At 51.2% G+C, this 23,072-nt stretch carries 10 protein-coding genes; 1 reads left to right on the top strand and 9 read right to left on the bottom strand.

From position 1 onward, the window contains the following. Positions 1-76 precede the first annotated feature (76 nt). From HP399_RS08600 to rbsK, 3 genes are all read right to left on the bottom strand, one after another. Positions 77-1,216: an MFS transporter gene (locus HP399_RS08600; RefSeq protein ID WP_173618704.1), complete on the bottom strand. Its 1,140-nt coding sequence runs from the start codon at positions 1,214-1,216 to the stop codon at positions 77-79. Between the two features lie 64 nt (positions 1,217-1,280). Then, positions 1,281-1,877 (bottom strand): TetR/AcrR family transcriptional regulator, encoded by a 597-nt coding sequence (locus tag HP399_RS08595; protein ID WP_173618705.1) that lies wholly within the window; start codon positions 1,875-1,877, stop codon positions 1,281-1,283. Positions 1,878-2,063: 186 nt separating this feature from the next. Then, positions 2,064-2,966, bottom strand: coding sequence for a ribokinase (gene rbsK, locus HP399_RS08590; protein WP_173618706.1), 903 nt, complete (start codon positions 2,964-2,966; stop codon positions 2,064-2,066). A 167-nt stretch (positions 2,967-3,133) separates the two neighbouring features. On the opposite strand from rbsK, the gene nfi reads away from it, so the two are divergent. Further along, positions 3,134-3,820 carry a deoxyribonuclease V gene (nfi, locus tag HP399_RS08585; RefSeq protein ID WP_173618707.1) on the top strand — a complete coding sequence of 229 codons (687 nt, stop codon included), beginning with the start codon at positions 3,134-3,136 and terminating at the stop codon, positions 3,818-3,820. Here nfi and HP399_RS08580 read toward each other — a convergent pair. From HP399_RS08580 to HP399_RS08555, 6 genes are all read right to left on the bottom strand, one after another. Next, positions 3,817-4,455 (bottom strand): immunity protein Imm33 domain-containing protein, encoded by a 639-nt coding sequence (locus HP399_RS08580; RefSeq protein ID WP_173618708.1) that lies wholly within the window; start codon positions 4,453-4,455, stop codon positions 3,817-3,819. The genes nfi and HP399_RS08580 overlap by 4 nt on opposite strands. Before the next feature lie 144 nt (positions 4,456-4,599). Further along, positions 4,600-5,361 carry an alpha/beta fold hydrolase gene (locus HP399_RS08575; RefSeq protein WP_173618709.1) on the bottom strand — a complete coding sequence of 254 codons (762 nt, stop codon included), beginning with the start codon at positions 5,359-5,361 and terminating at the stop codon, positions 4,600-4,602. A gap of 175 nt (positions 5,362-5,536) precedes the next feature. After that, entirely contained in the window at positions 5,537-10,408 is a 4,872-nt protein-coding gene (locus HP399_RS08570; protein ID WP_173618710.1) for a non-ribosomal peptide synthetase, read from the bottom strand. Positions 10,409-10,424: 16 nt separating this feature from the next. Next, positions 10,425-12,752 carry a bifunctional Gfo/Idh/MocA family oxidoreductase/class I SAM-dependent methyltransferase gene (locus tag HP399_RS08565; RefSeq protein ID WP_173618711.1) on the bottom strand — a complete coding sequence of 776 codons (2,328 nt, stop codon included), beginning with the start codon at positions 12,750-12,752 and terminating at the stop codon, positions 10,425-10,427. Positions 12,753-12,761: 9 nt separating this feature from the next. Beyond that, positions 12,762-13,877: a saccharopine dehydrogenase family protein gene (locus tag HP399_RS08560; RefSeq protein ID WP_173618712.1), complete on the bottom strand. Its 1,116-nt coding sequence runs from the start codon at positions 13,875-13,877 to the stop codon at positions 12,762-12,764. Positions 13,878-13,983: 106 nt separating this feature from the next. Further along, on the bottom strand, positions 13,984-23,058 hold the full coding sequence (locus tag HP399_RS08555) for a non-ribosomal peptide synthetase (protein WP_173618713.1): 9,075 nt from the start codon (positions 23,056-23,058) through the stop codon (positions 13,984-13,986). Positions 23,059-23,072 lie beyond the last annotated feature (14 nt).

Here is a 23,072-nt window from a genome sequence, read left to right as displayed (position 1 = left end):
CTTTGACCTTTCCTGACCTTCGTTGACCTTATTATAGTTTGACCTTCTTTGACTTTCAAGAGGGATTGTATGGTTTTTACACTTTGCTCTTTTGCAGATAGGGAACGATTGAAAGTAACCCTATAACAGCTAAACAAGCGCCTACCCACAATGGTGAAACAAGCCCATAGCCACTACTGATCCCGATCCCGCCTAAGGAAGAACCAATGGCAACACCCAATGTAATAAAGGAAGTATGCACAGTGTTTACCATCGTCCCACTGCCTGCTGTATTCATGACTCGTGCGATCATGGCCGGATTCATCGCTACACCCGTCAAGCCAATCAGAACAATGGACAGCACAGCAATCCATTGATTTTCGGCGCCTACGGCAAACAGAACCAATGCCGCTAAGAGTATGCTTAATCCCGTTACAAGGATTCGCATGGTAAAACGATCAGCAAGTCTGCCAATCACGATATTTCCGATCACGGTCGCTATCCCATAAAGGGCGAGCAAATACGGGATACTCGCATCCGAAAATGCCGTTACATCCGTAAGAATCGGAGTAAAATAACTAAACGCTGCGAAGGTACCGCCAATGATCAGCATACTCGTTGCATACGCGGCCCAAAGGTGCGGATTTTGAAAACTGGAAAGCTCATCCTTTCCGTTCATCTGGTCTTTTTGTGCGGAGGAAGGGAGCAACCATTGAATCAAAATCCCCGATAGCAATACGACTACTGCAACAGCCCAAAAGCTCATTCTCCAGCCGAAATATTGTGCAATCACGGTTGTCAGAGGGAGTCCGATGACAGTGGCAATCATTAGGCCTGCCAAAACAATCGAAGCTGCCTTTCCTCGTGAATGAGGGGGAACCAAGCTAGCTGAAATACTGACGGAGATGCCAAACGCTGCGGATGAAGCAATACCCGTTATGATACGTGCAAGCATCATCGACTCGTAACTCCAAGCCATTGCTCCCAGCGATTGGCCAAGAAAGAAGACGGCAACCAAAGAAAGCAGCGCTTGCTTTCGGTGAATATGCAAAAGAGTTGCTGTTAGGATGGGACCTCCTATCACCATTGCACCCGCATACACCGTAATGAAATACCCGATGGAGGGGATCGATACACCGAAATCATCGGCAAGCTCATTCATCATCCCGGCCACCATAAATTCAGAAGTCGTCATCGCAAAAATTGCTACCGCTAACAAATAAATCATCGACGGCATGAAGGAACACTCCTCACTCATTATTGTAACAATCGGTACAAAAATAACTCAAAAAAAGAGCGCATTACGCGCCGAAGATAGATTCCATGGTGCCATTCATGATTTGTTCAGCCAATGTCCGATTCTGTGTGGATGTATTCAACACACGGAAGCCGTAGTAACTGCTTAAAAATAGGCTAGCCAAATCCAAAGCAGATCGTTTTTTGGAGATTTCGCCCGTTCGCAAGCCTTCCTCCATCACTTTTTCCACGGTTTGCTTGAGAAGCTCAACATGTCTGGAGACTATTTCTTCAATCTTGGGATCGTCTTTTGCCCGTTCCAATCCCGCATTGATCAGCAAACATCCCTTTGGATTCGTTGATTCAAAGTCTTCCACTAATGCCCAAGCTAAAAAATTTTGCAACCGTTCTTTCACGGAACCCTGACTTTCCAATAATGCCCGCTGTTCACGAATCCCAGTATCGTGATAGTGTTCCACCACCGCTAGATAAAGGTCCTGTTTGCTGCCAAACGTATTGTACAAGCTGCCTTTACCTAGTCCAGTATCGCTGCATAAATCATGCGTCGAACAACCATTGTAGCCTTTTGACCAAAATGTTTTCATGGCCACATCTACAATCGAAGTGTAATCAAAATCACGAGGTCTGCCGCGTTTGCTCAACGGAATCCTCCTTTCGTTTCCAACTGTTATGGAAATCTTACACATTATGTACCGTTCGGTGAATAAATGAAATATCCGCAACTGTAAACCATGCCTATAGAAAAAGCCCATTTTGAAAATCACCTCTCAAAATAGGCTTGATCATTGGTTATATCGTCTCTAAATCTTCTCCATCCTTCTCCCCCATTAAAAAGAGTATGCTTGTACGTCTTCGAAAGTAGGCAGGGATGGTTGAGCACCGTTCCTTGTCACGACAATCGCTGCTACTTTGCTGGCGAAAGTGGCCGCTTCGGTTTCTATCATTCCTTGTGTGATCCCAACCGCAAAAGCTGCTGTAAAGGAATCTCCGGCCGCAGTTGTATCCACTGGCTCTACGCGGAAAGCCGGGATATGGGTCGCCTCATCGGCGGTTACTATGAGAGCGCCCTTTTCCCCCAACGTCACGATGACGCGCTTTGGTCCCCCAGACAAAAGCTTTTTGGCTGCGGCTTGCACTTCGTCTATCGTGGATACAGGCATTCCCGTGAGAATAGAAAGCTCTGTTTCATTTGGGGTTAAGGTATGTACATGGGTTAATAACTCACTGGATAGCTCGCGTGCAGGTGCCGGATTTAAAATGACCAGCTTGCCGAGTCGAGCAGCCTCTTTGACTGTATATTCCACGACATGCATCGGGATTTCCAGTTGGAGCAATACGATGTCGCTGTCCTTTAAAATAGACAGATTGTCTGCAATATGCTCGGTGCTAACGAGCGCATTCGCTCCAGGAACGAGCACGATGTTATTTTCTCCATCATCACTAACATTGATAAAAGCCATGCCTGTCGTACCCGAGCATTTGATCCCCTCTATGTGAACGTGCGCATCCGTTAGCCCTCCCAGCATGACCCGGCCGTTCTCATCTTCTCCTACCATTCCAATCATGGAGACATGCGCCCCCAGGCGAGACGCTGCTACTGCCTGATTCGCTCCCTTTCCACCCGGGATCAGCTCGAAGTGATGGCTTGCGATCGTTTCTCCTGCTTTGGGCAAATGATGTACATGGGTTACGAGATCCATATTGATGCTTCCTACTACTGCGATTTTCACGACGAGCCCTCCTCGTTCCATCTCAAACATGATCATTCGGTCGGTTACAAAATAGTGCTTTTCATCCGAGAAGTCAACGTATTTTCTCAGGATTGTTCCTAAGACTTGGAGCGCAATGGTTTCATTGGATATAATGAACAAATCTTCTATCATCCGGAGGTAACCAGATGGAGCCAATTATCCAACATCCTTGGAACATTGATGAGCAAGAGGCCATCAACTTACAGCGACAACTATCCCAGCAAGTGAAAAAAGAAGATCAACTAGCGGACGTAAGCTTCGTCGCCGGAGTAGATGTCGCCTATCATGCCGAGTCTGATTTGTTAGTCGCTGGTGTCGTGATCCTCGACGCCAATTCCCTGCAAGTCGTAGAGTCTGTCGTCATTCAAGACACCGTCGAATTCCCGTATATTCCTGGCTTGTTCTCTTTTCGAGAGCTGCCTCCACTGGTACGTGCATTCAAGGAGCTAAAAACAACACCGCAGCTCGTCGTCTGTGATGGGCAAGGAATCGCTCACCCCCGAAGATTCGGACTAGCCAGTCATTTGGGCGTCCTGTTTGACATTCCTACCATTGGCTGTGGAAAAACGAGACTGCTAGGAGAATACGAAGAACCAGCACAGGAAAGAGGTGTGTATTCCCCTTTGATTGATCAAGGTGAGATCATCGGCGGAGTCTTGCGCACACAACCGAATATCAAACCAATATTCGTCTCAATCGGACACGGAATCTCTTTGCCAACTGCATGCGCATGGATCACCAAGCTCTCTCCCAACTATCGTTTGCCCGAAACGACACGGCAAGCGGATCAGCTCGTGAATAAAGTATCGGCGGCGTTAAATAGTAGCCGCTAATGGAGTGTCGGCCATACATTTTCATCGTGCTCGTCCAAGACTGCTTCGATTTGATCTCCTTGGAAAACGACAATGTAGCCTCGTGGCAGAGCCAATGCTTGCAAAAGAGACGGACGTAGCTTTAGCAGTTGGTAAACGTAATATGATTCTAGCTGGTCACTGTCTACTTCGCCTTCCACAGGCCCGAGATACCACCCGGAGTCACCTTTTCGAACATCTTCTGCACGCTGCAAATAGACGTGTTCTTGTTCAAATGCACCTTTTGCCACCACAATTTTGTCTTGGAACAAAGCAGCATCCCCTTCTGCTCGCACGGTTTGCAAACAGTTGTTTTGCGCCATTTGCACGACCAAGGACACAGACAGGTCAGAAGTTGTTTCGGAAAAAGGATTCGCGTCGTAATCGGGTGCTACGATCTCCAAATACCCATCCCGTTCGAAAACCAGCAGAATGGTCCAGCCTACCTGAATTTTCGCACCGTTCTTGATAGGACCAATCTCGTCTTCTACATCGGCGAATACGTCCAACAGAAAGTCTGCTTGCTTCACCAAAAACTCTTTGCAGGTCACGACAAACGTTCGGTTATGAATCTGTTTGGAGCGTTGGCAGAGTCGGGACTCTTTCTCAGCTGACATGGACCTCTTCCTTTCTGCGTGATCGGAATTGCTGCTAGCTTCAGGATATCACGAATAGAGGCAAAGCTCCGTTACACATTTGCTACAAAGGAAATGCAATAACTGGCTGACGAATGAGTAGCAAAGCGCGGCTTGGCAGGTGGGCTACAACATTTTTGATTGTATTTGTTCAACACAGTCTTTGATCGTATCAATGACGACTCTTGGCTCGGTAAATTGAGGAAAATGCCCACTTTTTTCAGCGAGGATATGTTTGCTGTTGCTAGATAATGAAAGCAGTTCCAACTGATGCTCGATTCGTTTTTTGCGTACTTCCTCTGGCATCATGCGATTTTCTTTTCCACCTGTAATCACGTAAACAGGTATGTCGGGAAAATATTCGATTGCATGGATTTGTTCCACTGTTTTTTTGACAAAATGAACTTCATTGAATCGTTTATGGGGAGACAAGGAATCAAACATGGAGAGCATTTTGTTTATTGTTTTGACTACCTTACCTTGATATTTTTCAAGACCGATATCTTTCGGATGGCTGGATTCTAAAAAGACAACGCCAGCTACTTCGTTGGGGTAAAGCCGGGCATATAAATTTGAATATAATCCCCCTAATGAGTGTCCGACTAGCAAAAATGGGGGTTCAAAACCTACTATCTTTAATGTCTCCCGTAACGTTTCTACAATCGTAAGTCCATCTTGGGGTTCTTGCGGCTTATCACTCCCCGAAACACCAAGACGATTATAGGAAAAGACAGATGAAGTCTCTGAAAGATCCGATAGTATTTTCATCCAGCCTTCTATGGGTCCTGAACCACCGTTAATGAGAACGATATTGGGTTTGCCGTTTCCGCTACAATGATATTGTACCTTCCCTCTTGAAGTACTAACTTTCGATATCTCTATTGCCAATGTACGACACCTCACTTTGTTAGGGCTGGATTTCACTGTAGTAATACGTGATGAACAAATGAGGGTTTCTATTTTTTAGGAGTGATTCTTGCGGTGAGGAAAAAGAGCAGCGGCAGACAAAGGACGTTATTTTGTCGTCCTTGTCTACCGCTGTCTTGATTGCTAAACGAAGAAGTTATTTGGTGCCGAGTGGTACTGCTAACAGCTCCGCCAGCTTGACCGTATTCTCTCCTACCATGCAGCTATAATGGTTGCCGGCGATTTCTGTCACTTCTAGTTCTCCAATGCATATATCTTGCCAAAAAGCGATGGTCTCTTCGCTCGTGCTTGGCAAAAATTGAAACGGCTCACGAGCCAGCAGGAAGCGAATGTCTCCCATATATGGCAAAGGAGTATAGCGAGCTGCTTTAAAGCTCTGCCCAAACACTTTGCACAAGCCCTCTGCCATTTCCACTGGCATCTGTTCCCCTGATGCTTTGCCTAGCGCATGAACATAAGCAGTGAAGCGTTCTCTTCTGTCAAACGCGGATAATTTGCGGAACATCTCTCCCACCTGGTCTAGCCCCTCGTCTCCACCGATGGTGCACGCTGAGCCTTGTGGGATGCAATCCCCGTATTTTTCTACAAGCTGCAAAATCGCCCGGGCGAATTCATGCTCATCCACTTTTCCAAAACCAGCCTGTTCCTGCGTGATGTTCAGGTTCGGAACAAACAGTGCCTCAATCAAGAGATCGTCGTTCACTTCTGTCAGGATCGGAGGAATGTCGATCAAGACCAGGTCCAGAATAGAGACGCCCTGCTCCCCGAGTCTTCTCGCCACTTCAATAGCAATCAATCCGCCCAAGGAATAGCCGATAAGCTGTACAGGCCTTTGCTCTGCTTCACGCAAAATGTCGATCAAGCATTCGGCATAATCATCTGCCACGGTTTCTATCAGCTCGGAAGGCTCTAGCGCGCAATAACGCTCACCATCGTCAATAGCGATCCCGACGATGCTTCCTGTCTGTTGGGCTTTGAGCTGTTCAATCAATGGACGAAAACTGTCCATCGTCCCCAAAACGGCATGGAACACAACCCGCAGCGGCCCAGATTCGTCACCGCCATATGGAATCAGCACGGCATTGCTCGACTTGTTACGTTTTTTCAGAAATGCGACTTCCTCACTCTGCTGCATCTCCTGATTGCGCATGTGTATGAAACCAGCCAGTGCTTCCACGGTCGGGAAGTTGAGCATTTGCCGGAGCAAGATATCAAACGGGATGGCAGCGTGCGTCGAGTCCTCCGCCAGCTTGTCGCGCAGCTTTCCGGCTACCTGCGCCATGATGAGGGAATCTGCACCGTACTCATAAAAGCTTTGTGTTCGACCGATTCTCGAGACTCCCAATGCTTCTGCCCAGACGTGAGCAAGCTGCGCTTCCAATGGATCAGATTCAGCCACCTCTGTAGCGTCCATAGCAGCATTTTGTCCGAACGACGATGCAAGGCGCCATTTTGCCAGCTCGCGGCGATCTATTTTTCCATTTCCGGTAAGCGGCAATGCATCTACGACTTGCAGATGAGCAGGCAGCATATAGCCAGGCAGGTGTAGGGAAAGGAATTTTTCCAGCTCTGCGCCACTGACCCTCACCCTGTCCAGCTTCACACGATGAGCGAGCAGATGACTCTCTCCCTCATTCTGCAAAACGAACACAAGACCGTCTTCTTCCTTCTGCAACTCACTTATCCATGACGGCTCTGTCCACTTGGCAAGAATGAGCCACCCACCCGGGCAAATCAGCTCTTTCAGCTTGCCCATGTCGGAGCTATCTATCGCTCCCGCAGCGAACACCACATCGAACGAATTCGGTGCCAGTCCTTGTGCCCGATACTCTTCTTCTACTGTTTCCATACTTATATACTCTGCATCATAGCCTTCCAACGCTTGCGAGACATGCTCTGTCAATGCCCCGTTCCCTGGGCCGACTTGCAATATCCGTAGAGGCTTGCTCGTATACTGTCGCGCAATCTGTTGCAAAAGCATAACAATGCGCTGATTGACCTCAATGCCCGTTTCTTCACCGATCCCATTTACGAGCATCGCGAATTCTGCTCTTTCCGCTTCAAGGTCAAGGTCCATCCTGCGGGCGCTTTCCACAATCCCAAGCAAAACAGGCTCGTCACTCGCTCCATCCAGCACGACACCAGCTGCGGCGACAGCAGGATGTTTGAGCAGGGCCGATTCAATTTCACCTAGCTCGATCCGATGCCCTCTGATTTTGACCTGATTGTCTTCGCGACCAATAAACTCGATTTCGCCCCTGGGTGTGTAGCGGCCCAAATCACCCGTTCGGTACAGTCTCTCTCCATCCATAGGATGAGAGAAGAACCTTTCCTCCGTGAGCCTTTGATCTCCCACATAGCCCTCCGCCAAGCCAGCTCCGGTAATATACAGATCCCCGATCACCCACACTGGGCAATCGCGCATCTGTGAATCGAGGACGCGGAAGCCTTGATTGGCGAGGGGGCGGCCATACGGAATACTGTTCCAGTCTGCTTCCAATCCGTTGTACAGATGGTAGTTCGACCAGATCGATGCTTCCGTAGCACCGCCGAGACTGACGATCTGTGCAGAAGGCAGATATTTTTGCATCCGATCAGGCAGCGTCAGCGGAATCCAGTCACCGGAAAGCAAGGCCAGTCGCAGGCTGTCAACTTTGACAGTTGGCGTAGAATCCAAATACGTGACCAGCATCTGCATCAGGGCCGGCACAGAATTCCACACGGTAATGTCATGCCCGGCTATCAGCTCACTCCAATGGGACGGGTCCGTTTGACGATCGGGATGAGGATACACGACCGCACCACCAACAGAAAGCGTGGCAAAAATATCGTAGACAGATAAATCAAAGCTCAGCTGGGCAAGGCCAAGTACGCGGTCATTTTCCGTGATCGCAAAACGGCGAAGCATGTCCTCGATTGTATTCGCTGCTGCACGGTGGCTGATGACGACCCCTTTGGGCTGTCCCGTGGAGCCAGACGTATAGATGATGTACGCAGGCAAATCCGGGTTTAGGTCAGGCAGTATCAATGGTTCATGCTGTGGGCTTACTTGATCTACTGCAATCTTTTGAATAGAGTCTGACCATTGCAACTGGTTGGCAGATACCGTCAAGGCATAACGGATGTCCGCCTGTTCCATCATGGCCTGTCGCCGCACCTCGGGTTGCTTCGGATCAATAGGTACATAGACGGCTCCGGCAAACAATGTACCGAGTACGGCTGTGACTTGATGCGCGCCTTTTTCCATCACGATGGCCACGCGGTCTTGCTCGCGGCAGCCCAGCTCTTTCAGCTTCCCTGCTACTGCGGCAGCTCGTTTCACCAGTTCTGCATAGGAAATCTGTCCTTCACTGTCAATCACGGCTAGACGATCTGGCGTCGTCATTGCTTGCGTGACGATTGGCTGATGCAAGGCGTACTCTGGTAAAGCTGCGGTGGTCGTATTCACCTGCTGACGCTCTTCTCGCTGCCAGTCTGGCAACGCAATTTCGTCAGCTCCCTCCCACACTTGCTCACTGCCCGCCAAAGATTGCAGTAATTTTGCAAAAGTATCAAACATGTCGTCAACGACATGCAGAGGGAAAACACCCTCCCGCACATCCCAGTTCACCTGCAAACCTGCCGAGCTGTCCATGGCTTGGCAATCGATGAAAACCTGCGGTGTTTGACTGATGCCATGACCAGCAATTTGGCCCTGTAGCTGACCGCCTTCCGCTGGTTCCACTAACCCAATCGCGCTCGTAAATACGATTGGCATCAGAGCGGCTTCACGCCCGCGCCTGCGCGCTAGCTCGCGCATGACCTCCACGCCGGAAAACAAACGGTGATCCAAATCTTCAAACAACTGCTTTTGAATGGTTTTCGCCCGCCCCTGAAAAGAACGCTCCAATCCCCAATCAACCGCAAGCAAATTGACGGATGTGAAATCCCCGACAATCTCATGGACTCGCTCATGCAGCGGCTGTCTGTTCAGCAACGTCAAATTCAGGCAAAACGCACGGTTTCGACTCCAGCGCTCGATCACAGAGGCAAAGGCTGTCATCACTGCGGAGGTTGGCGTCAATCCTCGCTGCTGGGCACGCCGCTTGAAGGCATCCCACGAAGCATTATCTAACCGAATGAAGCGACGACGAAAGCGTGCGTCTCCATTCTGGGTCTGCTGTCTCGCCATTGGCAGGTCTGGAGCCTGTGGCAATGCATCGATCCGTTGCTGCCAGTACGCTTTGTCTCTGCCATACGCCGTAGTCTCTCTTAGGCTGCGTTCGGCAAATACGTAATCACGAAACGTAATCGGCAACGCGGGCAATGTTTTTCCCGGTTCTTTGTAAAGGGCCTCAAACTCACCCAGCAAGAGCCAAATACTCGCCCAATCCGCAATGAGAAATTCCATCGATACATGGAGTACAGCCCTGTCGCTCGTTTTCGTCAAGCCGATATCAAACAGCGGCCATTTGGCTGTATCATACACGCGATGTCCCATCGCTTCGCGTATGTCATCGAGCCTTGTTCCTGCCTCTTGCTCATCCATGTCACTTGTATCTGTATAGGTAATCGTCAAACGCGGAACCTTCTCCAGAATGCGCTGCTGACCGTTCTGATCAATGGTTGCGCGCAGCATGTCATGTCTTGCAATGAGCAGGTTCCACGCATCCTCCGCCCGTTTCGGATCAAGCTCGGGATAGTCCAGCTCCATGTAGATATGGCACGCCACGCCACCATAGCCAAACAGCTCATACCGGCCCAGCAAATAAGCAGACTGCACATCTGTCAGGGGAAAAGGCACAAATCGCGCTGCTGGATCTGGTACCACCTTCACCGGTTGGGATTCGGCTCGCAAAAGAGCGAGAATGTCTGCTTTCTGTTCTTTTAACGCCTGTAAGTCATCCGCTGCAAGCGTTCCTCTTGGGGCTCTATAACGCAGGCTCCCATTTTCCTCCCATAAAAAAATTCCATCTCTGCGTAGGCGCATCAAGAGCTCGACGCTACTCGTCTTGAGGTTTTGGGGCATATGCACACTCTCCTATTTAAATGAGCTTGGCCATTTCGTTTTCGGTTGGGGAAAGCTGCTGACGTACGCCAACATCGATGTTGTTCTTGATGAGAAACAGCTTTTGTCCAAGTGGTGCCAATGGGTGAGACTCCTCAGGCAAAACCGCTAGCTCCTTGACGCCTGCCCGCTGAAACACATCGAGCCACTGCTGGACAGTCATGAAGGTCGATTGCGTATTTTTCCTATCATCTACTGGTGGAGTCATCATGAAAGCTTGGGAGATGAGCATTTCTACGAATTCTCGAGTTGGCTCCGTAATAATCATCCAGCCTCCCGGAGCAAGGGTCTTCAACAGCCCTTGGATGACTTCATCCGTGTCCCGCGCGTTGTTCAACATCCCTGCCGCAATTACGATATCGAAGCTGCCTTCTGTGAGACCTTGTGCAAACAAATCTTTGTCGATATCAACTACCTGATATTTCATCCACGGGCAAGCTTTGTAGCGTTCCCGTGCAGAGGATAAGAAAAAGTGGGACACATCCGTGTACACATACTCCACATTCAGTCCTTTGGAAACAGACGCCCTCAGGCGGTCCACGACCACATCACTCGTTGCTCCAGTCCCAGCGCCTACCTCCAGGATACGAAGCGAGTTGGTCGTAGACGCGATCCGCGCTACTGCTTCTGCGACCGACTTGTTCAAATAACGCGCCACAAGGGTGTCCCGATAAAGCGCATTGGCAACATGCATGCGCCCCTCAGGAAATAGCAGCAAAGCAGCTTGCTGGGTATCCTCCATCAGCTGTGGCAGCCGATCCGCATTGTCCTTGAGATAGTCCATGACGAGTGGTGAGCCCAGCTTGCCATTCCAAGCGTTTTTGGCTAAATCCCACCGTCGTTCTACTTCCTCTCGCGTCATCTGAATGCCGCATTGATACTCGTCAGCGGTACATTTCAGGTAGCCACGATCCGTCAAGATGTGCAGCCAGCGCTTGATGACTGGATGATGACGTTCTGCTACGTTTGCAGCAGTGAAAATGTCTGACGCCGTATAGGAATGTTGTCCCGCTGTCAGTGCTCCTCGATATTGCAGCGCAAGAAGCATGGAGGCCACCGCTGCTACATCCAGTCGCTCAATGCACGTATTTACCTGCACAGCATCGATCCCTTTTAGCTCGCTCTCGGCAGACGCCGTGCATGCAAAAACATCGTTGTTTTCCGCCAACGTCGCATCATTAGGTGATGCAGTGCCATGGAATTCGTCGTCCGGAATGCTCCAGGCTGCTTGTTCGAGAGACGCTAACGTCAACGGCTCATGACTGCCATGCGAGCGCAACACGGGATATCCCAATGCCTGCGTCCATTCTTGCCACTGTCGTGAGCACAATAGCTCCTGCTGCGCGCGCGTTTCCATCGCAGCCTTATCGACCTGCCCCATGATCCTATCTCGCATGATGAGTAAATCGCGTCCGATAGCTTGCGGCCACTGCTTCGTAAGAATGTCCCGATAGGTCGGCGTCTTCTGTGGTCCCAGTATGTGTGTACTGTTTTCCAGCATGTGTGCGGGTGGAGACACTGTCAGCTCACCATGAATGTCAGGAAGATCCGGTACGTGCAGACGCGGCTGCCACATGACGGGACCATGCGTGTCTGTAAGCGACAAGCTCCCGCCAGCTACACCAATCGTCAAGCGATGGAGCAAATGCAGATGGTTGTCTGGATCATCCGGATCGACTTCATTGTGGGCGCGTAGCGTAATCGGAATTTTGCCTAGCTGTCCGATCAACACTTGAAACGGCCCCTCATCCTTGATGACATGACTGATTTTCCACGGACGAATAGAAGGGAGGGCTTCCTGCAAAATGTGCATGAGCGGGAAGGACACCTGTGTAGCGCAAGCAGCCTCGATGTACAAGGCAGGCTGCACAGCCAACATCGTACGAGCGCAAGCAATAAAGCGGCGAACAGCAGGCAAATGTACGTAGAGGTCGCCCGTCATAAAATGAACACCGTTCTGTTTGGCATGCTTTAGGCACAGCGCCAAATCTTTGTGGTGGATCGGCTCTTCCGAAATGACGTGAATGCCCTTGGCAAGCAGTTGGATCGACAGCTCTGTTCCATTGCCGCCCATCACGGTGGAACGCAATACGACGCAAGCCAGATCAATGTCAGCAGGTAATTGATTGACATCGGTGTACAGCGGGATGCCATTTCGCTCGGCGCATTTACGTGAGCGTTCACTTCCTTTTGCCAGCAGGCCTACCAATTCAAACTGCTCAGGCAATGCCTTTACCGCTTCCAAGTAGAACTGTCCAAAGCGGGAACCGCATACCACGGTACGCAACTTACGATTCTTTGTCATACGTCACCCCTACTTCATTTCCATGATGGAATGCATGAGTTCGACCTGCTGCTCGCGAAGCGCATCAATCAGGCGTGTCGCCGATATTCCTTCTGCCACGAAAAAGCAGCCTGTTTTTCTGTTCTGATCTTCCGCGATCAAGTGGGCCACTGAGGCCGCGATGATGCCAGATATCCGATTCCAGTCGCCCGGGTACAGAAGAGTGGAGAAGACCCGTACTTTTTTACCGTCACGCTTTCCTGTCGTATGCAGGTGGAACATCGTAAAATCTTTCACACCTGACTTCTTCGCCTCAAACTGTTCCAACAGAAGCTTGGCTGACGCTCTTTTTTGTTCCTCGGTCTTGTATTGCTGCAAAGCCTTGATCATCACAAATTGATTCAGGATGGCATTGCTTTGATAGCTGTTGTAAAAATAAGCGGATTCGATTTTATGCTGCTTGGTCATGAGGCCGAATTCCTTGGTCACTACCGGATACGTGTCGCGCTTGCCAGCGGGATGCGGAAGTGTGTAGTTGCGGTGGAACGGCCCGTCTATTTTTTTGACTTCGCCTTGCTTGAAGTAAGACATTCCCCATCCGGTATCTTCTTCAATGCTGCAAACGATGTCATAGGCCGCATTGAGTGAGAACCCGCCCTGTCCTGCAAAAAAGACTTCGAGCAAATCGACTTCGTCGAAATCATTTTCAGCGACGTAAGCTGGGAAGACTTCCGACAGCCCCGGGTAAACGCCAGCAGAGATGATAAAGAGCAGTCCCTTTTCCTCGATTTCCTGCTTTCGCGTGAGCAATTGTTGATACAGATGCTCATCTCCAGACACATCTACGTAATGAACCTCATGTTTGAGGCATGCGACAGCAACTTTATCAACGATTTGCTTGGATGGCCCTGCACAATTGATGACGAGATCGACTCGGCCGCAAAAGTCATGCAGTTCCTCCTCGTTGAATACATCCACCTGCTGGCATTCCAGCCTACCGCCCGTTTCAGTGAAAAGCTCACTTAGCTTCTCGAAATTTCTGCCGCCCAGCAAAATCGGATAGTTCGTCGTAGACAAAATCGTTTGAAAGGCTGTATGGCCTACAACCCCAGTCGCTCCCAAAATACCAATCTTTTTGATACCCAACGTTCTCTCCCACCTAGCCTTCTCCCCGCATTTTTTTCAAGAAAAGGCGGGGCTGCGCCTGCCACTGAGTCGCAGCCCACCTCTCTCATCTGCGGTTTTTCTTTATTTAAATGGTCCCCTCGTCAAAATCCGCTGCGAGATCTTCCGTTGCCTGTGTGCTCGTCTTGATCAGCTCGGCAAGGGTGCAGATCGTAGAAGCTTCAAACAAGCTTTGCAGAGACAAATCTATTTGGTATCTCTCTCTCAAAAGATTGAGGCATTGGATCGCGCGCAATGAGTCTCCACCCCGCGCAAAAAAGCTGTCGTGGATGCCGATTTCCGCTACACCAAGCACCTCTTCCCAGACGCCTGCGAGCTTGACCTCGAGCTCGTTGGAAGGCGCTACATGCGTCTTTTTCGGCATGCTTGCCTTTCTTTTGCCAAGCTTTGTGATTGCCTTCCGATCTACTTTTCCATTGGCGGATAGCGGCAGTTCATCCAGCAGCACATACTCGCTTGGCACCATGTAGTCAGGCAAGCTATTCCGCAAGGCTTCGGACAATTTTTCCGGCTGGAACAAACGAACCGCCTCCGGTGCTTGCGCCACAATCAGATGGCGCTCGAACGCCTCTGCGACCTGAGCTTTATCCGGAATGGCAAGGACATTAGTGAAGCCTTGTTTTTCCAAGCCCGCTCGCCATTGCTCTGCCGTAAGCAGAGGAAGATGATTGGCTTTGCGCTCATCCTCCAGATGGCTAAACCCATCCTCGAAGAAGCCGACAGTGGTCAGCAGCAGACGACTGTTGCGCGTCGACTCGACCAGGAACAGAAGCCCCCCAGGTGCGAGCAATCCTTTCAAGTACGCCAGCGTTTTCCCTATATCACGAGAGCGATGCAGCGTATTGTCCGCAACAATGACGTCAAACGAATGCGGATCATAGCCTTGCGCAAGCGGTGCTACGTTCATGTCAAGCTGACCGTATTCAAGCGGAGCCTGCTCTCCCCACTCCTTCTTTGCCCTGTCGGTAAAAAAGGAGGATTCGTCGACGTATAAATAACGACTGCGTTCTGCAGGCAAGGTGGACACCAGCGTTTGCGTCAAGCTACCGGCTCTCGTGCCAAGCTCTAACACCCGCAATGTTTTGTCAGACGGATGGTGGTTTACGATACCGCCGAACACCGCCCCGGCAAGACTGCTATAAAACTCCCTTGTCAGGTCAAAGCGGCTCAAGCCAGCAGGTGTTAAGAAGGCATCGTCGGCGAGAAAGAGCTCTAACGGATCGAGCTCACCCGTTAACAGACCAATAAAAAACGGATAGTCGCGGCGGAAAACGGCTTCGAGCTCACGTGCTGCTTCCGTACGAAGCGAGGAAGCGGACAGAACAACATCCGGCACACCTTCACGCAATGAACGCAGACTCACGTATGTACCCGCAGCTTGTTTTTCCAGCAAGCCCTCTTCTACCAGCACTTCCAGCCAATGCGCAAGCAAGGTCTGATAACGGGGGTGAATCTGAAAACGATGCATGAGCTCCGCAATTGAAGTGCTTTCTCCTACTTGCGAGAACATCCCCATATGCTCCAGCGTGCGGCACATATAGGCGGTGCTTACACGGTCAGCCTCCAGCAGGAATTGCTTAATGACTTCCACATCGACACTCGCAGGAATGGTATCGGCCTGCGCGTGACTCATGCTGTTGATCGCTTGCCATCGAGCAGCACTTGCAGCGGGATCGGCCAGCTCTGTTTCGAATAACGCGGAATCCTTTTCGCGATCCAGCACCACATACCCGACTAAGCGCTTTTCATCCGCACCGTCATCTGGCACGGCCACGACAACGTCTTTGAGCCCGTCATGGCGTTTCAATGCCGTCTCGATCTCTCCCAGCTCAATCCGATGCCCTCTGATTTTCACTTGGAAATCTTCTCGACCGAGGAACTCCAACGTGCCATCTGGCAAGTAACGGCCCAAATCCCCCGTGCGGTACAATCTTTCTCCTGTCTGTGGATGCGTGATGAATTTTTCATTCGTCTTGTTTTCATCTCTCCAGTAGCCTTTGGCAAGCCCAATGCCACTGATAAACAGCTGTCCCGGCACCCAAACGGGGCAATCCCCCATCGATTCGTTCAGTACATGGTAACGCTGATTGACCATCGGGCGACCGTACGGAATGCTTTTCCAGCTAGGATCAATGTCTTCGATTTTGAAAAGGTTTGACCAGATTGAGGCCTCTGTTGCGCCGCCCAAACCGATCACCTGAACGTGAGGGAATAACGACTTGATCTTGTCTGGCAAATCCAGTGGAATCCAATCACCGCTCAACAAGACGAGACGCAACGATTGCGGCAAGTGAAGGTTTCTCCCCACGGCGTATTCGATCAGCATCTGCATCAGTGCCGGAACTGTGTTCCACACCGTCACCTGCTCAGTTTCCAGCCATTCCAGCCAGTGTGCAGGGTCTTTGGCTTTATCAGCATCCGGCATGACGATCGTTCCACCCGCGGCAAGCATGCCGAAAATGTCATAGACCGACAAATCGAAATTCAGATTGGACAAAGCGAGCACCCGATCTTGTGCCCCCACTGCAAATCGTTGATTGATATCTTCAATCGTGTTGACCGCGCCTCGATGGTCGATCATGACTCCTTTTGGCAGGCCCGTTGACCCGGATGTATAGATGACATAGGCCAAATCCTCCGGCTGCCCGGTAACTGGAGTCACTGCGTTCTCCGTGCTTGCCTCATCCCATGCCGTCATCTGGTCCACAATCAGCCGCTCCACATCCGCAGGCCAGCCCAATCGCTCATCCAGCCAAGACTGCGTCAGCACGAACTGTACTTGTCCATCATGCAAAAGCTGAGAGCGTCGTTCCTCTGGATGCAGCGGGTCAATCGGCAAATAAGCGGCCCCGGACTTCATAATCCCGAGCGTGGCAACGACCTGCTCCCAGCCTTTTTCCATCACGACAGCGACCAACGTATTTGGTTGAACTCCTTGTGAACGCAGCCACTTCCCGATTTGGTCAGCAGCATCGGCAAGCTCCCCATAGGTCAACATCCGTTGAGTGGAGATCACGGCAGGTTGATCCGTTTGGCATGCAGCTTGTTTGTCAAAGAGTCCGACGAGTGTTTCTGTGGATATAGGCGCAGCCGTATCGTTTGCGGCGATTCTTTCTTCCAGTCGAGGGACAGCAATCAGGCTCGGTGCCGACTCTTGCCATACCGCATCCTCTTCTGTCAGTCGATGCAGCAGTTCGCAATAGGCCGTAAACATGTCGGCAAGGAGTCCTTCTGGAAACAGTCCTTCTACGGAATCCCAAATCAACAGCAGTTCGCCGTCTTGCTCAACCACTTGATGGTCCAGCCATACCTGCGGTGTCTGCGTGATGTTGTAGACGAGCTTGCCCAGCCATTTTCCATCGGAGTCAGACCCACTCCACTGCTCTACACCCAATGCGCTCGTAAAGACAACCGGCATGGCAACACCGTTGTGCTCTCCTGTTTGCTTCGCCAATTCACGCTGGACTTGAACTCCGCCCACATAAGGATGGTCCAAATCGCGCCATAGCTGCTGCTGCAAATTCCTGCCTCGTTCCAAAATCGTCTCGCCAGCGGACAACTCGACTGCCAACAAGGTCAGCGTAGTGAAGTCGCCCACGATTTCGCCTACCTGCGCGTGCAACGGCAGTCGATTGAATTGCGTCAGGTTGATCGTAAAACGCGAACTCTTGCTCCATGCACCGAGGGTTTCGGCATACGCTGTCAACAGTATCCCGGAAGGCGTCAGACTGACCTCTGCTGTCCGCTTTTTGAGCCGCTGCCAAGCTTGGCGATTGAGTCTGGCTTCCAAACGATGGAAGCGCTGCTCGGTAATCGTGTCAGGATTTTTCGCCAAAGGCAGTTGTGGTGCTGGCGGCAAATCCGGCAGTCGATCCATCCAATAGTCCAGATCGCGTTGGTACAGCTCTGTAGATTTGAGCGCTTCTTGCGCCAGTACATAATCGCGGAAGCTTAGATCTAGTGGTATCAATGGCGCATCCGGCTCATGATACAGCCTCGTCCACTCGCTCAAGAGATGAAACATGCTCCATCCATCAAAAATCAGGTTGTCAAAGCTGATATGCAAGCGAACCCGTTCGTCGCCAAAGCGGGATGCGCGCACCTCAAACAACGGCCATACATCCGTAGACAATACCTGATGGGACATTTCCTCCCGAATCGCTTGCAGCTCAGACTCAGCTTCTTCAGCCGATTGGTTCCGCAAATCAGCGACCTCGATCCGGTAAGCAGGAACCTGCTCCAAAATCTGCTGACGCCAGCCATCCGGCAAAATCACGGCACGCATCATTTCATGGTGGTCAATTAATCGTTGCCAAGCTCGATTGATCCGCTCGAGGTCCAAGTGCTGCCCTTCGATTTCGAAATAGCAATGCGTGGAGACATGACCCAAGGCGTAAACACCACTGCGCCCGACCCAGTAGGCTTGCTGGATATCTGTAAGCGGGAAAGGCTGATGCCTGTCTTGTGGAGCCAGCACCATTGCTGGCAAGCCTGACCCTGTTCCTTTTTCCTCCAGAAGCATCTGCACATGCTCGGCAAGTCCGGCAATCGTCGGCTTTTCAAAAATGCGCCCTAACGACAGCTCTACCGTAAGCTTGCTGCGAACCATTGCACTGAGTCTGGTTGCCAATAGTGAATCCCCGCCGAGCTCGAAGTAGTTGTCTGTGACGCCTACCCGATCCACTTCAAATAGCTGGCACCAAATAGCCGCAAGTGCTGTTTCGATTGGTGTCGTTGGAGCTGTATACGCTTTTTCTGCTTTTGCCTTCATCAGGCTGTTAGGAGTCGGCAGGGCTTGCCGATCTACCTTGCCGTTTGCTGAAAGCGGCAGTTCGTTCAACAAAAGAAAAGCAGTCGGAACCATGTAATCAGGCAGCTTTTGACTCAAGAAGCCAGATAGCGGTGCAGCGTTGAAGCGCTTGGCTTGAAGTGGCGACTGCGCAACCAGTACATGCTGACCAAAATCGTTCTGTTCCGGGAAAGCTGCCACTTTTGCGAAGGATTGCTGCTGCAACACTTGTTGCCATGCTTCCACCGATAACAAGGGGAGCTGTTCATTACGTCGCTCATCTTCGAAATGCGTAAAGCCATCTTCGAGAAATGCCGTGCTGATTTGCTGCAATCGACTGTTGCGGGTCATCTCCAGCAAAACTAGCATGCCTCCCGGAGCCAAAAGGCTTTGTACATGCGAGAGGGCCAGACCGATGTTTTTCGCACGATGCAGGGAATCGGAGGCAATAACAACGTCGAATTGATGTGCTTCAAAACCTTGAGATAGTGGACTTTTATTAATATCCAGCAATTGATCGTGCACAAATGGGTACTCTTGGAACCTCGTTTTTGCTGCATTCGTAAAGAAAGTCGAGGTGTCTGTGCATGTAAAATGTGTCGCATCTGCCGGGAGCACAGCCAGCAATGATTCCGTCAACGCTAGGCTCCTCGCCCCGATTTCCAGCACACGTATCGGTCCCGATTCAGACCTTTCCCCAAGACGGTGGATCAGCCTTTCGATCAACGCCAGTGCCGCGCTGTCACGCTGCTTTACACCAGGGAGTGTCTGCATCAGATCATTCGGAGTCAAACTTAATTCCTCCGAGAAGAAATGGGCCAACGGGTCAAGCTCACCACGCAAAAGCGGAGCACTCTCGTCATTGACTTTTTCCAAGTAACGTAAAAGGGCTTGTGCATGCGGTTCCCATGCGGGCGATACCTGAGAGACCTGCGACCTTTGCAACCATTCAGTCAGGCTCTCCTGTGTGATGCTGTAGACATCCGATTTGTCTTTACGGACAAAACCCTCGTCCTCCAATGTTTGAAGCCACTGTCTGACCAGCCCGCGATAACGCTCTTGAATCCCGCAGCTCTGCATTAAATCATCGAGGGAATAGGTGGCGTGTTGCTCAAATCTCACTCCCGCCATCTCCAATGCGCGGTAAATGAATCGAACGGCAAGTTGCTCCATGTACGCCCAAAACGAGGTGAAATCTTCCGGTCTAATGCTTGCAAAATGCTCCGACAAGGTCTGCACACGACCCGTATCCACGACATCTGCCCACAGTTCTTCGCTCTTTTTCGGATCAGCCTCTATACGATCAAACAGCGCTGATTCGCTTTCCCGTTCTGGCACCACATACCCAACCAGCTGCCTGTTCTCGCGCGGATCACCTACTGCGGTTACAACTACATCGCGAATCCCCGGATGCTGCTTCATGGCCGATTCGATTTCACCCAGCTCGATGCGATGTCCCCTGATTTTCACCTGGAAGTCCTTACGCCCGAGAAATTCAATGGTCCCATCCGGCCAATAACGTCCGAGATCACCAGTCCGATACCAGCGTGAACCGTTCCAGCTGACAAAGCGTTCTGCGGTTAGTACAGGATCACCCCGATAGCCTACTGCCACACCTGCTCCGCCGATCCACAATTCTCCCTCTACCCAGTCAGGGCAATCACGTCCACCCGCATCGACAACCCGATAAGCCTGATTCGCGAGCGGTCGACCGTACGGAATCGATGTCCAATGAACTGGCAACGGCAACGTAACATCAAAAAAGTTGGACCAAATCGACGCTTCTGTCGCTCCCCCCATCGCCACAAGCTGGCTGTTGGGTGCGAGCTGATTCAATCGTTGCGGTAACTCGAGGCCAATCCAGTCCCCGGAAAGCATGGTCAGGCGAAGCGGCAAGCTCTCGTACTCTCCGCTCTCCGCAGCAATTAAGAGCATATCGAGCAGCACAGGCACAGAGTTCCACAGCGTCACCTGATGCTGGTCCACCAGTCTCGCCCAATGAGCCGCATCCCGTCGCAGTTCTTCCCCTATGAGCACAATCGAGCCGCCTACACTGAGCAATCCGAACAGGTCATAGACAGACAGGTCAAAATCAAGTGAGGAAACCGCCAAAACCCTATCCGTATGCCCGACTCCGTAGCGTCTGTTTATTTCTGAAATGGTGTTCCATGCCCCGGTATGACTGATTTCTACTCCTTTTGGTTCACCCGTAGAGCCAGAAGTAAAGATGATATAGGCAAGGCTGTCAAAAGAAATCGGCACGGGTTCAGCAAGCGGTACAACATTCAAAGCATCCGCAACAGACAGAACAACAGCGTCTTCCGTCCACTCCAGCGTTTTCGCCTGCTCCGTATCCGTAAGCACATAGCGAATCCCCGCTTTTTGATGAATGCGCTCACGCCTTGTAGACGGCTGTCCAATCCCAACCGGGACGTAGCATGCTCCTCGTGCCACGATACCAAGAACCGCAGCGACTTGATCGATTCCGCGCGGCAGGCTGACTGCCACAGGGTCTCCTGCTTCAACTCCTTGCTTTTGGAGATACGCTGCAATCTGCAATGCGTACGTCGCTAACTCTCCATACGAAAAAGTAGTGGAAGCATGACTATCGATTAATGCCAGCTCGTGTGGATTCTCTTTTGCATAGGCAAAAAAGGCACTGTGCAAGCATTGACTCGACTGCGGTTGTGAATCGTCTACAGATGGATCGTTCCTCTTCTGTTCCAAATCGGGAAGCAGCACGGATGCGCCTTGCCAGTCATTGTCCTCCATCACCAAGGAGTCTATCAGCTGGTAAAAAGCGCCGAACATTTGGTCAAGCATCCCGTCAGGAAACAGCTCATCAACTGCATCCCACGCCAGCAGGAGCCCGCCGTCCATTTCATACGACTGGAAATCAAGCCATACTTGCGGCGTTTGCGAAATCATGTAAGAGAGCTTGCCCAACGTGTCGCGGCATTCGTCATTGATCAGCGGCGTACCCAAATTGCACGCGAACACCACAGGGGCAAAATCCCGCTCTCCCTGACGGACACGCGCCAAGTCGCGCTGTAGCTGAACCCCGGAGTAAGCCGCATGTGCTACATCCTGATGAAACTGCGATTGGACAGATCCCACCCGCGCCAGAAAAGAGGATGGCTCCCGCATGTCAACCGCAAGCAGTAGCAGATTGGTAAAATCGGCAACGACGTCTTCAATGCCAACGTCTCCGGTTTGGCGATCGAATAGCGGAATGTTGATGAGAAACTGCGAATGGGTGCTCCAGCGATCCAGTACTTCTGCATAAGCCGTTAACAGTACCATCGCTGGTGTGACCCGCTGTGCTGCGGATCGTTTTTGCAAAAGTGCCCAATCGGCTGCGCTCATGAAATGTGTCCGTCGCGTAAAAACAGGCGACTTGATCATTTCCGGCTTTTCCTTCAACGGCAACCCTGGCGCTCCCGGCATTGTGGAAAGGCGCTCCTGCCAATAGCGGGCTGCTTCCTGTCTGTCCTGTGCCCGACGCTCTGCCTCTTGCCCGAGATAATTGGCAAAGCTCCAGTTGGTCGGGGCAAGAGGCTTGCTGCCTCGTGCATAAGCTGCCGCCAAATCGCGTAATACGATGTGCAGACTCTGTACGTCAGCGACCAACAAATCCAGATCAAAATGGATGCGGGTGTGGCCTTCTGGCAACAAGCTCAGCTCCAAACCGGCTACTTCTCCCGCTTCCACCGCCAGACGACGATGAGACAACCGATCTCGTATACGGTCTAGCTCCCGTGCCAATTCGCCCTCAGAAAAAGACCGCAGATCATGAACCACTACACCAGTGGCCGTCGGGGCACTCATCACCTCTTGCTGTCCATCTGCCAAAAATCTAGTCCGAAGCATTGGATGGTGCATCAGCAGCTTGCCCCACGCTGTTTCCAATCGATCCGGCTCCACGCCCGCACCGTCTATTTCCAAGTACGCATGGCACCCGACTCCTCCGAGAGGCTGATCATCCTGGCGTCCAATCCAATAAGCATATTGCACATCCGTGAGTGGAAAGGGCACATTCACCTGTACTTCCACATCTGCTTTCCTTTCGTCCACACGGGGAAGCGCCGGGCTACTTTTTTGCAGCAACGCCTGCCAATCACGCAAGGTAGGAGCACCGATCAGCTCGGCAAACGTAACCTTTGCGCCTTCCTTACGCCATTTGTTGACCATCCTCATCATTTGCAAGGAATCCAGCCCCAGCTCGATCAGGTTTTGATCATCGGAAAACGCGATAGGCGCGGGCAGCAACGCCTGAATTTGCCTCTTCATCTCCTCATAGCTCAAGGAAGCGGCGGGACTTGCGGTCTGACTGTCATTGAGCATTTTGGACATCCTCGTTCCCTCCT

Source organism: Brevibacillus sp. DP1.3A (assembly GCF_013284245.2).
Taxonomy (GTDB): Bacteria; Bacillota; Bacilli; order Brevibacillales; family Brevibacillaceae; genus Brevibacillus.
Note: the sequence above shows the minus strand (reverse complement) of the source record. Positions and strands in the feature narration are given on the sequence as shown.

What these genes read in the sequence shown, in the direction of transcription:
- HP399_RS08580 (WP_173618708.1), bottom strand. Translation starts at nt 4,455, where the DNA reads ATGTCAGCTGAGAAAGAGTCCCGACTCTGCCAACGCTCCAAACAGATT.
- HP399_RS08600 (WP_173618704.1), bottom strand. Translation starts at nt 1,216, where the DNA reads ATGCCGTCGATGATTTATTTGTTAGCGGTAGCAATTTTTGCGATGACG.
- HP399_RS08570 (WP_173618710.1), bottom strand. Translation starts at nt 10,408, where the DNA reads ATGCCCCAAAACCTCAAGACGAGTAGCGTCGAGCTCTTGATGCGCCTA.
- HP399_RS08555 (WP_173618713.1), bottom strand. Translation starts at nt 23,058, where the DNA reads ATGTCCAAAATGCTCAATGACAGTCAGACCGCAAGTCCCGCCGCTTCC.
- nfi (WP_173618707.1), top strand. Translation starts at nt 3,134, where the DNA reads ATGGAGCCAATTATCCAACATCCTTGGAACATTGATGAGCAAGAGGCC.
- HP399_RS08565 (WP_173618711.1), bottom strand. Translation starts at nt 12,752, where the DNA reads ATGACAAAGAATCGTAAGTTGCGTACCGTGGTATGCGGTTCCCGCTTT.